We start from the raw sequence: 15193 nt of genomic DNA, 5'->3' as shown, positions 1-15193 counted from the left end.
ATGCATGTATATATACGCGTTGACGGCTCAACGTCAATAGGGACAGGCCATGTCATGAGATGCGTGCTGCTAGCAGAAATGCTTATACAGGCAGGAGCAGCCGTTTCCTTTTTGATGAGGACTGGGCAAGGTCATTTATGTGATTGGATGGAACAAAAGGGATTCCAGGTGTTTTCAATGCGTGAGGGAACGTTTACGCAAAGTGAAGATGCTGATGAAGTGATTGCGATTTTGAATGATCAAGCTAGGCTTGACTGGATGATTGTCGATCACTATGGATTAGATGAACAGTGGGATAATAAGATCCGGCCGCATGTTAGACATATCGCTGTAATTGATGATTTAGCCAACAGAAAGCATACTTGTAAGCTGCTGTTAGACCAGAATTATGCCCCGAATTTCGAACAACGGTACGATTCTCTGGTTCCATCTTCTTGCCAGTTGTTTCTTGGGCCATCCTACCTATTATTACGACCAGAATTTTTGCATATAAGACAGCTAGTTCGCAAACGTGCAGGTAATATCGAGCGCCTTCTAGTTTTTTATGGTGGAAGCGATCCGACGAATGAAACGATGAAGGTGCTAGAGGCATTAGAATTTAGTCGTATTAACGGAATTTACGTGGACGTTGTCGTGGGTAATGCCAATCCAGTTCGATCTGCAATTCAGGAACAATGCGCGCGGCTAAATTTTCAGTATCATTGTCAAATTGATTATTTAAGTTTATTAATGGACGGGGCTGATTTTTCGTTTGGTGCAGGAGGTGTGACGATGTGGGAACGTTGTTATCTCGGACTTCCTTCAGTAGTCACCATTGTTGCGGATAACCAGAGAGAATCAACAGAAGCGACGGCACGATTCGGAGCGATCTGGAATATTGGCTTTTATGATGATGTTTGTGTACAAGATTATGTAAATGTGCTACATAGAGCTCTAATAAATCCAATTAGTATGGTAAAAATGAGCGAGCGAGCGCTACGTTTATTAGGCAATTCAACAGAAGCTGGCATGCATCCGGTAGTGAAGACGATATTGGAGGGATAATTGATGATTAAGGATATTCAAATTGGGCACCGTTTAATCGGGCAAACGCATGAGCCATTCATTATCGCCGAGATGTCTGGGAATCACAATCAGTCGTTAGAGCGAGCTTTGGAAATTGTAGAAGCTGCAGCCGCAGCGGGTGTCGATGCCCTCAAATTGCAAACCTACACGGCGGACACGATGACGATTGACATCAATAGTGGTGATTTCTGGATCGATGATCCAAACAGTTTGTGGAAGGGAACCTCGCTCTATAAACTTTATCAAGAAGCCTATACCCCATGGGAGTGGCATGAGCCCATCTTCAAAAGATGCAGAGAATTAGGTATTATCCCTTTCAGTACGCCTTTTGACGAGACAGCTGTTGATTTCTTGGAACAGTTACAAGTAGATTGCTACAAAATAGCCTCGTTTGAAAATACAGATATTACGCTTATTCGTAAGGTGGCTAGCACAGGCAAGCCAATAATAATTTCGACGGGGATGGCATCGATTGCAGAGCTAGATGAGACGGTTCGGGCTGCAAGAGAAGCAGGCTGTGAAAATCTTGTGTTATTGAAATGTACCAGCACGTACCCCGCTTCCCCTGAGAATACAAATCTGCTTACTTTGCCACACTTGGGGGAATTATTCAAGTGCCACGTCGGATTATCCGATCATACAATGGGTATTGGTGTCAGTGTAGGTAGCGTAGCGCTTGGTGCCACTGTGATTGAAAAGCATTTTACCTTATCTCGTGCAGATGGTGGAGTGGATTCGGCTTTTTCAATGGAGCCGGATGAAATGAAGATGTTGGTGATCGAAACGAAGCGTGTGTCTAAGAGTCTTGGTCAAGTCCACTTCGGTCCGACAGAAGCAGAGAAGGTTTCTTTAAAGCATAGAAGATCTTTATACGTGACTCAAGATTTGAAACAGGGAGACATTTTAACCAAGGAAAACATTAAATCCATTCGTCCTGGAGCAGGTCTGCCAACTAAAAATTTAGAACTAGTACTTGGGAGGAAAGTCACAAGTGATGTTGCAAGGGGAACTCCGTTAACGTGGGAGATACTATAGCAATAGGATTAAAAGGGTGGGTAAACGATGGATAGAGCAGACAGCTTGGAGCTAACACCGGATAAGACTTTTGAGTTAAACGAAATGGATAGGTTATTTGACCGCCTGTTCCCAATTTGTAGAAGTATTACTGGCCCTGGTGTTAGAGAGACAATTGCAATATTACAGGAATATGTACCATTGGAGCAATTCGCAGTGCCTACAGGAATGAAGGTGTTTGACTGGGAGGTACCCCGAGAGTGGCGGATTCGTGATGCGTGGTTGAAGGGGCCTGATGGAGAGACGATTGTGGATTTTAAAGAACATAATCTGCATGTTCTCAATTACAGTATTCCAGTTAATCGAAAGTTGGCGCTGGAAGAGTTAAAAGATCATCTATACAGTGTTCCCCACTTGCCAGATGCCATTCCATATGTGATTTCTTATTATAAGGAGCGATGGGGATTTTGTCTGCCTCATAACGTATTGGAGAAACTGGGGAAGGGTCAGTATCATGCCTATGTCGATAGTGAATTAGTACAAGGTGAACTTAATTATGCCCATGTAGTTTTGCCTGGGGAGTCAGATCAAGAAGTGATGTTCAGCTCCTACATCTGTCATCCTTCTATGGCCAATAATGAACTTAGTGGTCCCATTGTAACGGCTTTCTTATATATGCGATTGGCAAAATGGAAACATCGGCGGTTTACTTATAGATTCGTACTAGCCCCCGAGACGATTGGTGCCATTGCTTATTTGCATCAGTTTGGCGAAGAGATGAGAGAAAAACTGTTTGCGGGAATGGTTTTAACTTGCGTAGGCGGTAAGGAATCTTTGAGCTTTAAGAAAACAAGACGAGAGAATTCAGAACTAGATACGATGGTTTCTCATTTGGTTCATCATAAAAAGTTGAATGCAAGATTAAGAGCCTTTACGCCTATTAACGGCTCAGATGAACGACAATTTTGTTCTCCAGGGTTTAATCTCCCGGTAGGCCAAATGTCAAGAGGGCTGCATTCCGGCTTTCCTGGTTACCATAATTCATTGGATACCAAAGAGACCATGACCATAGAGGCTCTTCAGAGTAGTTTGGATGATCTTGAACAAATATGTAAAGCACTGGAATTGGACGGCTATTATATCAATCGCTCCCCGTACGGTGAGGTCAAATTGGATCAGCATGGCCTCTATCCAGATATGAATGCGCCGACGATGAGAGGTCACTCGAATAACGAAGTTGTGGATCATCGTACGCAGTTAAACCGTATTCTGACAGTTTTGAACTATAGTGATGGGCAGCATACCATGCAGAATATTGCTGATCGTTGTGCATGTTCGATATTGGATCTAAAGCATGTTATCACAATCTTAAAAGAGAAGCAGCTTATAGACGGTCCATTTATCAACAAAAGGGGATTATAAACTTATGAAAGTTGTATTATTCACAGGCTCTCACCCAAGGCATTTATTTGTAGCTGAAACATTGCTAAGACATGGATTCTTAAGTGGAGTTGTATTAGAAAAAAGGGAAGATTTTATGCCCACTCCCTCCTCGGGATTAATGGAAATAGACCGCATGAACTTCATCCGTCATTTTGCTGATCGTGATGCTGCGGAAACTAGGTATTTTGGGCATTCACGTCAACTGGCGATGGAACCGGATGCAATGTTACACGTTGATTATCACACGCTTAATAGCAATGAGGTCAAAGACTGGGTGAGTGCGATCCGACCGGACGTCGTGCTTACTTATGGCGTACATAAAATCTCGACAGAACTACTTGAGTCTTTCCCGGAACATAGGTGGAATATACATGGGGGATTGTCGCCATGGTACCGCGGCAATACGACGCTGTTTTGGCCATTCTATTTCATGAAACCAAATTGGGCGGGAATGACAATCCATCAATTGACGGCAAAGTTGGACGGTGGGGCGATCGTTCATCATTCTGTTCCGGAACTGGTACGTGGTGATGGTCTTCATGACGTTGCGTGTCGTGCTGTTAAACAAGCAGCTGAAGATATTGTGATGATTCTGCGCAAGTTAGACAGAGGGGAATCTGTTCAATTATTACCTCAGAAATCTTCGGGCAAGCTGTTTATGACGGAGGATTGGCATCCTCAGCATCTTAGGGTAGTTTACAATCTGTTTGACAATGATATTGTTGATCGCTTTCTCGATGGTGAATTCGGGTTCCATGAACCTCCACTGATCAAGGCTTTTTAGTAAAGGAGTGGACTGCAGTGAACATTTTATTAACAGGCGGAGCGGGTTTTATCGGTCGATGGGTGACCAAGCGTTTGTTGGATGACGGCCATCAAGTTTGGGTGCTTGACGATTTTTCGAACGGTAGCAGAGAGAACGTTCAGGAATTTCAACAACATCGTGGTTTCAAAGAAATGGTCGTCGGAGACATCAAGGATGAAAGTCTGTTAACACGATTATTTGCTTCTCATTCTTTCGATATATGTTATCATCTTGGGGCCTCGATTAATGTACAGGACTCCATTGATGACCCAAGAACAACGTTCAATAACGATACGGTTGGCACGTTCAATATCATGGAGCAGTGCCGTAAACATCAAGTCAAAGTGGTATTTATGAGCACATGCATGGTTTATGATCGTTGTACAGATGAAGAAGGAATTACGGAGTTGCATCCAACTAAGCCTGCTTCCCCATACGCAGGTTCCAAGATTGCAGCTGAGAATATGGTGCTTTCGTATTATTATGCATACAATTTACCTGTCGTCGTTATTCGTCCTTTTAATACATACGGTCCGTTTCAAAAGACTGGTGGTGAAGGCGGCGTAGTAGCGATCTTTATCAATAATAAGTTGGCAGGCAAAGATTTGAATATTTATGGAGAAGGTACGCAAACTCGGGATTTATTGTATGTGGATGATTGTGCTCGCTTTGTTGTAGAAGCGGGTTATTCGGACAGTGTTAATGGGCATATTGTTAATGCTGGATTAGGACGTGACATATCTGTTAATGATTTAGCCAAGCTCGTGGTAGGGGATGCCTCCCGAATCAAACATGTCCCCCATATCCATCCTCAAAGTGAAATACAGAAACTATTATGTAATTATTCAAAAGCAAAAGACCTTCTTGGATGGGAACCTAAGGTTACTTTGGAAGAAGGAATTTCACGTACAGAAGAATGGATTCGAACAGGCTACCTTATCTAACAGGTAGCTTGTTTACTATATTGGAGGCTTAGAAGATGAAGCTTGCTATTGATGGCGGAAATCCTGTAAGAAAATCCCTGCTTCCGTATGGACAGCAATGGATTGATAGCGATGATATAACTGCGGTAATTGCAACGCTTGAAAGTAATTTTATTACGCAAGGACCAATAATTACGGAGTTTGAGCAGGCAGTGGCAACTTATGTTGGTGCACAATATGCTGTTGCTTTTTGTAATGGTACCGCGGCGTTACATGCTGCGTGTTTTGCAGCCGAGATCACGGCTGGGGATGAAGTTATTACTTCGCCTATTACTTTTTTGGCAAGTAGTAACTGTGTACTGTACCAAGGGGGAACTCCGGTATTTGCTGATATCAAATCAGATACATACAATATTGATCCTAATGAAATTAGAGCTAAAATTACACCAAAAACAAAAGCGATCATTGCTGTTGATTTCTCTGGTCAGCCTGCAGAAATGGATGAAATTAGTCGTATCGCGAAAGATCATGGATTAGTAGTTATTGAAGATGCTGCACATTCTTTGGGCGCTGATTATGATGGTTGTAAAGTTGGCTCTTTGGCTGATATGACGATGTTTAGTTTCCATCCGGTTAAGCATATAACCTCGGGTGAAGGAGGCATTATTACTACAGATTCTAAGGATTACTTCGACAAGTTGCAGCTTTTTAGGAGTCATGGGATGACGAAAGATCCATCAAAGTTGCTTCAGAATGATGGCCCATGGTATTACGAAATGCAAGAGCTTGGGTATAACTACAGAATTACGGATATTCAGGCGGCTTTAGGTCTTTCACAGATGCGTAAGCTAACTTCATTTGTTGAACGAAGAAGAGAGATTGCAGCAACGTACCAGGACGCTTTTGAACATTTAGAAGGAATAATTACACCCTTTCAGCATGCCAAATCAAATTCGAGCTGGCATTTATATATTTTGAGATTTGTAAATGGGTATTTGAAAAAAAGTAGAAAAGAAGTCTTCGAAGCATTGAAGGCAGAAAATATAGGTGTTAACGTACACTATATTCCGGTATATAATCAGCCATTCTACCAAAAACTGGGGTATCAAAAAGGTCAATGTACGCAAGCAGAAAAATATTATGAAGAAGCGATTACGTTTCCTTTATTTCCCAAAATGACAGAGCAAGATATTCAGGATGTTATTTCGGCAGTTTTGAAGGTTTATCAAGCTTATAAATAAAAAATAACCAAATACTCTGTGAATTCACTAATATCTTAATCTCCTCCATCCGATATATAAGATATATGTATATTTTCGGCTGGAGGTTGTTTCTATGAGTATTAATAACCCTGTAAGTGGTTTCGGAATTCCGGGAGATAGCAGACCTTCTCCTGAACCGGTAAAAGTTCATAAAGTGGATGAGATTGGAACTAGTAACGCAGCAGCAATCATTGCGTCCAATTTTACGAATACATCAGATCTCAGACAAGCGGAAATGCAAGGTGAAAATGTCACGATTAGTGATGCGCAGGTCGTTAAAGCAATTGAGCACGCCATTAAAGCTATGCAAGGAAGAACAACTTCACTAGAGTTTTCTATTCATCAAAAAACGAAGTTAATCTCTGTGAAAGTGCTAGATAAGGATACAGGTGAAACGATTCGTGAAATTCCTCCAGAAAAGAGTTTGGATTTTGTAGCTAAGCTTTGGAAAATGGCAGGAATTCTTGTCGATGAGAAGAGATAAAAGCTAGTATTCCAGCATGAAAGGTAGGATAATATGGTACTACGATTGAGTGGATTTTCAAACTCCGGTATAGATATCGATGAGACAGTCAAGAAGCTAATGGCAGCAGCTAAAATCCCACAAGATAAGCTGAAGCAGCAAAAGCAATTACTCGAATGGCAACGTGATGATTATCGTGCGATTAATACAAAAATATTAAGCTTCCGTAGTGCAGCATCTGACATGAACCGCCAGGGGGTTTTCCAATCTAAGAAATCTGCTTCAGCAGATGAAAGTGTATTTTCAGTCACTTCAACTGCTACAGCACCAGAAGGTATATACTCGTTGAAAGTAACCAAGCTAGCTACATCTGCTTCAACCACTTCTGGAAAAATCAATGCATCTTCCGATACCGTAAAGCTTAGAGATATCAATCCAGGTAATGATTTTACTAAAAAAACTACATTAACTATCGGTGGAGAAAAAGGCACAGCGACTATTAGTGTAGATCCGGATGATACAATAGCTACTTTAGTCGCTGCAGTTAATGGAAAGTCAAGTACAACAGGGGTCACGATGAGTTATGATGCAAACATCGACAAATTCTTCTTTGCATCATCATCGACAGGAAGCAAAGCGGCAATTGATCTAAAGATGGGCACAGAGGAGACTCCACCAGTTAACTTACTGTCATCTCTCTTAAAGATAGTGCCAACTGATGATGATGGTGATAGCGGAACCCCATTAATTTCGCCTACCGACGAAACGGGAGGAATAAAGGTTACTGGAAAGAGTGGATTATTTACTGGTATTACTTCACTAATTGATAAGGATCTAACGACTACCAAGAAATTCCATATTGATGTTAATGGAAGTAGTGCAGATTTTGAAATATCTAAAACTACAACTATTGGGCAATTAATTGATCAAATCAATAGTTCTGATATTGGTAAAGTAGCAGGTGTTTCTGCATATCTAGACGGTAACAAACTTGCTTTCACGAACTTGAAACCTGATGCCGATCCAGCAAAAGCTCTTAAATTTAGCAACGTTGGTACTCCTGCATACGACGCCGTTGGTAAGCTTGGCTTGGATTCAGGTGATCTTTCTACTAGTACAGTAGATTTCTCGTCTTTTAAAATTAAAGGCCAAAAGGCTCAAATCGAATTCAATGGGGCATCTGCTGAGTACGATACCAACACCTTTGCCATCAGCGGGATGAATATTACTATTAAAAAGACTTCAGCAACCGCGGTTAATATCACAAACACACGCGATGTGGATACGGTCTTCAACTCCATCAAATCGTTTGTAGATAAATATAACGAGCTTATTGACACGGTTAATACGAAGACTTCCGAAAAGAAATATAAAGATTTCATCCCACTTACTGACGAGCAGCGAGAAGCCATGAAGGAAGATCAGATCACAATTTGGGAATCCAAAGCGAAAAGCGGTATGCTCCGCGGTGATCAATTACTTAAAAGTGGTTTAAGTAATTTTAGACAAGCCTTCTCGAGTGTTGTTGATGGACTTCCTGTTGGCAATGCCAAAACCCTTTCTCAAATCGGGATATCAACAGCCAATATTAGTGGGAAAAGTATTTCGGGTAGTTATTTAGAAAACGGTAAAATTTATATCGATGATGACAAGTTAAAGAAAGCGATAGCAGAAAAGCCGGACGAAGTGATGGCGTTGTTTACCGCAAATGACGGGGTCAAAGATTCGAATAAAGGTGACGGATTGGCAAGGCGCCTTTCTGACCAGGCTGATGCTTTATTTAAAAACATCTCAGCTAAGGCAGGTATCACGAATAGTGTGGATTCTAGTTATCTCATGGGTAAAACGCTAAAAGATATGAACACGCGCATCGACAATTTCACTGACAAGCTTGAAGCACTTGAAACTCGCTACTACAATCAATTCACAGCCATGGAAAAATACATGAATCAAATGACGGCACAAAGTGCACAACTAACACAGCAAATGGGCGGCTAGTAAGAGTCCTACTTTAAACTAGGGGGAAATATCCATGATTCAAGCCCAACGTAATAAATACTTGGAGAACACTGTTCAAACTGCAAGCCCAGCGCAATTGTTAATCATGCTTTGTGATGGGGCTATTCGTTTTTGCCGTGCGGGTATTGAGGCTTTGAAAAATACCAACTACCAAGACGCTAACACCAACCTAGTCAAGGTACAGGACATTATTAGCGAATTCTCCATCACGATTGATCGTAATGCTCCAATTGCCGTTGAGTTGTTGCGATTATATGAGTACTTTAATCATCGTTTAATTGAGGCTAATATGAAGAAATCGGTGGAGCCAGCTGAAGAAGTGTTAGGTTTTCTGATTCAGTTGAAAGAAACTTGGATGCAAGCTGCCATACAAGTGAAAAGCGGCGCAGCAAGTACTGCACCTGCTGGAGCTTCCCATGGATGAGTTGGTTTCTGAGTTAGAACAACGAACACAGCAAGCGCTAGCCGAGCTTACAACGATGGATATCGAACAGCTCTCCAGTTATATGGAGCAGCGAGGCATGCTGATGCAAGCGTTAATTAACGCTACAGAAGGGGCTTCACCCCGGGATAAGGAGAAGTTAAAGGATCGTATTCAAGCGATCGTGAGTCTTGATCCCATCTTCCTTCAAAAGCTAACAAAATTCCGTGATCAGGCTAGAGCCCAATTGACTAAGATTGACAACGGGAAAACGCAAAAGAATGCGTATGATAACCAATATGACGGAGATAGTTATTTCTTCGACAAGAAAAAGTAGTCTATCCACACCAACCTTTTGCCGCGGGCAAAAGGTTTTTCTTTTATCCCCCGTTTTCCTCGACTGCCTACCGATTTCCGTGGATAAGCAATCTAATCTAGCCCCAGTATGTGAACAAATGACCTGTTAAAGCACGAGTTATCCATAGTTCTCTCTATTCTGCCTGTGGATAATGTGCATAAACCTGTGAGTAACTTTGTTAATAACATGTAAAGAAGCCCGCCGTGACAGGATTCTACATATTCTGCAGTTATCCACGGGATGTAAATACTTGAATTTTCTAAATATTCAATTTTATTAAAAGTTATAAATTGACAGGTCAAGCAGATAGATGGTATAGTCAAAAAGAAAGGGCTTACATTTTTGATTTGGACTCTTTTTACATTTTTAAAAACGAAAGGATTGTGTACGATATGCAAGGTAAAGTGAAATGGTTTAACGCAGAAAAAGGTTATGGGTTCATCGAACGTGAAGATGGTGGGGATGTATTCGTGCATTTCTCAGCGATTCAGTCCGAAGGGTTCAAAACGCTAGACGAAGGTCAAGCTGTTGAGTTTGACATCGTAGAAGGCGCACGCGGACCACAAGCTGCCAACGTAAGCAGATTATAATTTTTGGCACATATTGTGCCATCGCATACAACGATGAACAAGATCACCCTGGGGAAATATACTCTGGGGTGTTTTTTATATTTTTCCTAGAGGTTTAGCTCGGAATTTAAAGGAATTATGAAGTTGGAGTGGAATGTAGTATAATGTAAGAAGGAAGGGAGATGTTTAACTATGGAAATTAGCATTCGCGGAGAACACCTTGAAGTTACTGAAGCCCTCGGAGACTATGTTGACAAGAAGTTGAATAGACTAGAGAGGTATTTTGAAGCTCCCCTTACATCTGATGTACAAGTAAAGCTAAGCGTGGTTAAAGGTCTTCAAAGCATTGAGGTAAGCATCCTCTTAACAGGTGGCGTGCTACTGAGAGCAGAAGAACGGAACAGCGATATGTACGCATCCATTGATCTGGTTGTGGACAAACTAGAGCGTCAAATTCGTAAGCATAAGACCAAAACAAATCGTAAAATTCGCCAAGATGGTGGCAAACGTGATTTATTCAAGTCAGAAGTCGCAGCAGCTTCCTATATGGAAGAAGAAGAGGACTTCGAACTCGTGCGTAACAAACGCTTCACATTGAAGCCGATGGACGTGGAAGAGGCGATTCTCCAAATGAATATGGTGGGTCATAACTTCTTTGTCTTCTCGAACATGGAGACTGACACAGTCAATGTGGTTTACAAACGGGACGATGGCAAGTACGGTTTAATTGAACCGGCGATGTAATTCATAATCAATTGCCTCATACATTTAGTCAAGATTCCTATAAAAAATAATCAAATGAGCTTAATTCGATATCATCGGATTAAGCTCTTTCCTTTAAAATATAAGACTTTATAAGTTTCACATACTAAATTGTCTTATATTTCTGGATAAACGCTCCCGTTCTTGAAGGACGGCGTAGCCGTTTATTTCGGAACATAAAGTCATAAACGTGGCTATGCATGTTAGCGGCAACTCCATTTCATACTAGAAATACGAAGAGCATGGTTTATAAGTCCTATTTCTATAGGTTTTAGAAGGAAGAGAAGGCACGTTTGTTGCTACAAGACTGTCATAAGTGGTACAATTTAAGGATACGAACGTAAGGGAAAGGGGTTCACCGATGCTAGGACTAGTGAAGAAAATTTTTGGTGATTCCAATGATCGGGAAATTAAACGGATGCTCAAGGCCGTTGACTACATCAACGAGCTTGAAGCCAGTATTAAACCGCTGACTGATGAAGAGTTAAAAGGGAAAACAGTTGAGTTCAGAGAACGTCTTGAGAAAGGCGAAGAAATCGATGATCTCTTGCCTGAAGCTTTTGCGGTAGTCAGAGAAGCAGGGATCCGTGTACTAGGAAAACGTCATTATGACGTTCAACTTATCGGGGGTATGGTGCTGCACGAAGGCCGTATCGCAGAGATGAGAACAGGGGAAGGGAAAACGTTAGTTGGAACACTTCCTGTTTATTTGAATGCTTTGCTTGGTAAAGGCGTACACGTTGTTACCGTCAATGACTATTTGGCACAGCGGGATAGCGGCGAAATGGGTCAAATCTACGAGTTCCTCGGCTTAACCGTAGGGGTTAACTTGCATGACTTGTCTCACGAAGAGAAGCAAGCAGCTTATGCTTGTGATATTACGTATGGAACGAATAATGAATACGGGTTCGACTACCTGCGTGACAACATGGTGCTGTACAAAGAGCAGATGGTTCAACGTCCACTGTACTATGCGGTAATCGATGAGGTGGATTCCATCCTAGTCGATGAAGCGAGAACGCCATTAATTATTTCTGGACAAGCTGCGAAATCGACTGATATGTATTTTACGGCTGACCGTTTCGTTTCGACGTTGAAAGAAGAAGAAGACTACACGATCGATATCAAAGTGCGTGCTGTCGCATTAACGGAAGATGGCGTGGCGAAGGCTGAGCGAGCTTTCGGTATTGAGAACTTATTTGATCATCAGAACGTAAACATTAATCACCACATCACACAAGCGCTTAAAGCACGTTTCATTATGAAACGTGACGTGGACTACGTAGTACAAGATGAAGAAGTTATGATCGTTGATGAATTTACGGGCCGTATCATGACGGGCCGTCGCTATAGTGATGGGTTGCACCAAGCCATTGAGGCGAAAGAGCAGCTGAAAGTTCAGAATGAGAGCATGACACTTGCTACGATTACGTTCCAGAACTATTTCCGTATGTACCGCAAGCTAGCGGGAATGACGGGAACGGCGAAGACGGAAGAAGAAGAGTTGAAGAAAATTTACGGCCTTGAAGTTATTATCGTTCCGACGAACCGTCCAATGATCCGTAAGGATTTACCGGACGTGGTGTATAAGTCAGAGAACGGTAAGTTCAGAGCCGTCGTTGAGCAGATCCTAGAGCGTCATAAACTTAATCAGCCAGTGCTTGTCGGTACGGTATCCATTGAGAACTCAGAGAGACTTTCCGACATGCTGAAGAAGAAGGGCGTCCAACATAAAGTATTGAATGCGAAGTACCATGCCGAGGAAGCCGAAATTGTTTCACGTGCAGGTCAACCAGGTTCCGTTACGATTGCAACGAACATGGCAGGCCGTGGTACGGACATTATGCTTGGTCAAGGCGTACATGATGCTGGTGGCTTGCATATCATAGGTACAGAACGTCATGAGAGCAGACGGATTGACAATCAGCTGCGCGGACGTGCAGGACGTCAGGGTGACCCAGGTTCTTCGCAGTTCTACCTCTCCTTAGAGGACGAATTGATGAAACGTTTTGGCGCTGAAAATATTATGGCCATGATGGACCGTCTTGGGATGGAAGAAGATCAGCCGATTGAGAGCAAATTGATCTCCCGTGCTGTAGAATCTGCCCAAAAACGTGTAGAAGGTAACAACTTCGACGTGCGTAAAGTCGTCCTTCAATATGACGATGTGATGAATCAACAACGTGAGATTATATATAAACAGCGCCGCGAGCTTCTGGAGTCCGAGAATATCCGCGAAGTTATTGAGGGCATGATCAGTTCCGTCATCGAGCGCATCGTGAAAGCACACTGTCCTGAGGAGCAAATCCCAGAAGAGTGGGAACTGCAAGAGGTTGCGAACTTTGTGAACAATAACTTGCTGCATGACGATGCTCAGATTAGCGATCAAACTATTTGGGGCAAAGAGCAAGATGAGATCATCGAGCTAATCAAAGATCTTGTGAGCAAACGGTACGATGAGCGTGAAACAGAAATTGGCGCAGAGTTCATGCGCGAGTTCGAGAAAGTCGTAGCACTTCGTGCGGTAGACAGCAAATGGATGGATCACATCGATGCGATGGATCAACTACGCCAAGGTATTCACTTACGTGCATACGGCGGTACAGATCCACTTCGTGAGTATCAGTTCGAAGGCTTCGAAATGTTCCAAGAGATGATCGATAACATTCGTGAAGAAGTCGCGATGTACATTATGAAAGCACACGTACAGAGCAACCTGGAGCGCCAAGCGGTAGCAGAGGGTCAGGCTGTTGACACGAAGAATGAAGCTGGCGGCAAAAAACCGTTAGTACGCGACGAAGAGCAGCGTATTGGACGCAACGACCCATGCCCATGCGGCAGCGGCAAGAAGTTCAAGCAGTGCCACGGGCAAGGCATGTAAGAAACTTAACAACCTAGCCCTGGTACATGCAAGCAGAATAAACGAGGTGTACAACATGCTAGAACCAGAAGTGAAACAAGACTTAAGAGAAACAGCGAAGCGACTAACCGAATTACGGGGGTCTCTTTGACTTAGATCATAAGCTAGAAGCAATCGGGGATTTCGAGGAAAAAATGGGCGCGCCAGACTTCTGGGACGATAATGAACGTGCCCAGAAGACGATCGCAGAACTCAACGTGATCAAGAGCGTTGTTGAGGAATTCCAAGGCTTCACAAATGCGTTCGAGGATATTCAGGTCATGGTCGAACTCGAAGAAGAAGAGAGCGATGCGGGTCTCGTCAAAGACATCGAAGTCGGCATCGCGGCACTCGTCAAGAAGCTCGAAACCTTCGAGCTTGGCTTGCTGCTTAATCAGCCGTACGATCGGCTGAATGCCATTCTAGAGCTGCATCCAGGCGCCGGCGGCACCGAGTCGCAGGACTGGGCAGAGATGCTGCTGCGGATGTACCGCCGCTGGGCGGAGAAGCGGGGCTACAAAGTCGAGGTACTCGACTATTTGCCCGGCGACGAAGCCGGCGTGAAGAGTGTCACGCTGCAGATCACAGGTTTCAACGCCTACGGCTACTTGAAGGCCGAGAAGGGTGTGCATCGACTCGTTCGGATCTCGCCGTTCGATGCCTCTGGCCGTCGTCACACTTCGTTCGCATCGTGTGACGTGATGCCAGAGATTGAAGACGACACCGACGTGGGCGAGATCCGCTCCGAGGATCTCAAGATCGATACGTACCGCGCGAGCGGCGCCGGCGGTCAGCACATCAACACCACGGATTCGGCTGTGCGGATTACGCACATTCCGACTGGGGTCGTGGTGAGCTGTCAGCAAGAGCGCTCGCAGATTAAGAACCGCGAGAAAGCGATGAAGATGCTTCGTTCCAAGCTCTATGAGCGGAAGATCGAAGAGCAATTGAAGCACCTAGCAGAGATCCGCGGCGAGCAGTCGGACATTGCGTGGGGCAGCCAGATTCGCTCCTACGTTTTCCATCCGTACAGCATGGTGAAGGATCACAGAACTTCTGCGGAGACTGGGAACGTTGGAGCTGTAATGGACGGCGATCTCGATACCTTCATTGACGCGTATTTGCGTCACCAAATCCGGAAGCCAGAGTAAAGCCTGCACAACGGCTCGAGCCAAACATAAGCAAACTGA

Annotated in this window: 14 protein-coding genes; all 14 read left to right on the top strand. The window is 43.4% G+C overall.

Annotated features, from left to right (window positions below; genetic code table 11):
* Positions 1–1044, top strand: a complete 1044-nt coding sequence (gene pseG / locus A8708_RS28675) for a UDP-2,4-diacetamido-2,4,6-trideoxy-beta-L-altropyranose hydrolase (protein WP_068669459.1) — start codon at positions 1–3, stop codon at positions 1042–1044.
* Positions 1045–1047: 3 nt separating this feature from the next.
* A complete protein-coding gene (pseI, locus tag A8708_RS28670) occupies positions 1048–2100 on the top strand; it encodes a pseudaminic acid synthase (RefSeq protein ID WP_204787662.1) in 1053 nt (350 codons plus the stop codon).
* Positions 2101–2127: 27 nt separating this feature from the next.
* A complete protein-coding gene (locus A8708_RS28665) occupies positions 2128–3501 on the top strand; it encodes a DUF4910 domain-containing protein (protein ID WP_068669457.1) in 1374 nt (457 codons plus the stop codon).
* Positions 3502–3640: 139 nt separating this feature from the next.
* Positions 3641–4306, top strand: a complete 666-nt coding sequence (locus tag A8708_RS28660; protein ID WP_239696884.1) for a formyltransferase family protein — start codon at positions 3641–3643, stop codon at positions 4304–4306.
* A gap of 17 nt (positions 4307–4323) precedes the next feature.
* Positions 4324–5271: a dTDP-glucose 4,6-dehydratase gene (locus tag A8708_RS28655; protein WP_068669453.1), complete on the top strand. Its 948-nt coding sequence runs from the start codon at positions 4324–4326 to the stop codon at positions 5269–5271.
* 35 nt (positions 5272–5306) lie between these two features.
* Positions 5307–6491 (top strand): UDP-4-amino-4,6-dideoxy-N-acetyl-beta-L-altrosamine transaminase, encoded by a 1185-nt coding sequence (gene pseC, locus A8708_RS28650; protein ID WP_068669452.1) that lies wholly within the window; start codon positions 5307–5309, stop codon positions 6489–6491.
* A gap of 94 nt (positions 6492–6585) precedes the next feature.
* On the top strand, positions 6586–6996 hold the full coding sequence (locus A8708_RS28645) for a flagellar protein FlaG (RefSeq protein ID WP_068669450.1): 411 nt from the start codon (positions 6586–6588) through the stop codon (positions 6994–6996).
* Between the two features lie 45 nt (positions 6997–7041).
* Entirely contained in the window at positions 7042–8973 is a 1932-nt protein-coding gene (gene fliD / locus A8708_RS28640; RefSeq protein WP_204787661.1) for a flagellar filament capping protein FliD, read from the top strand.
* A gap of 34 nt (positions 8974–9007) precedes the next feature.
* Positions 9008–9418, top strand: coding sequence for a flagellar export chaperone FliS (gene fliS, locus A8708_RS28635; RefSeq protein ID WP_068669446.1), 411 nt, complete (start codon positions 9008–9010; stop codon positions 9416–9418).
* A complete protein-coding gene (locus A8708_RS28630; RefSeq protein ID WP_068669444.1) occupies positions 9411–9752 on the top strand; it encodes a hypothetical protein in 342 nt (113 codons plus the stop codon). Before fliS ends, A8708_RS28630 begins: the two co-directional genes overlap by 8 nt.
* Positions 9753–10165: 413 nt before the next feature.
* Entirely contained in the window at positions 10166–10363 is a 198-nt protein-coding gene (locus A8708_RS28625; RefSeq protein ID WP_028556842.1) for a cold shock domain-containing protein, read from the top strand.
* A gap of 171 nt (positions 10364–10534) precedes the next feature.
* Positions 10535–11086: a ribosome hibernation-promoting factor, HPF/YfiA family gene (hpf, locus tag A8708_RS28620; RefSeq protein WP_068669442.1), complete on the top strand. Its 552-nt coding sequence runs from the start codon at positions 10535–10537 to the stop codon at positions 11084–11086.
* A 379-nt stretch (positions 11087–11465) separates the two neighbouring features.
* Complete coding sequence (gene secA / locus A8708_RS28615) at positions 11466–13985, top strand: preprotein translocase subunit SecA (protein WP_068669440.1); 2520 nt, start codon at positions 11466–11468, stop codon at positions 13983–13985.
* Positions 13986–14040: 55 nt separating this feature from the next.
* A protein-coding gene (gene prfB / locus A8708_RS28610) for a peptide chain release factor 2 (protein WP_157265099.1) occupies positions 14041–15154 on the top strand; the annotation gives its coding sequence in 2 pieces (ribosomal slippage) (positions 14041–14112 and positions 14114–15154; 1113 coding nt in all).
* The last annotated feature ends 39 nt before the right edge of the window (positions 15155–15193 follow it).

Origin of the sequence: Paenibacillus oryzisoli (genome assembly GCF_001653565.1) — a bacterium.
GTDB lineage: Bacteria > Bacillota > Bacilli > Paenibacillales > NBRC-103111 > Paenibacillus_E > Paenibacillus_E oryzisoli.
Note: the sequence above shows the minus strand (reverse complement) of the source record. Positions and strands in the feature narration are given on the sequence as shown.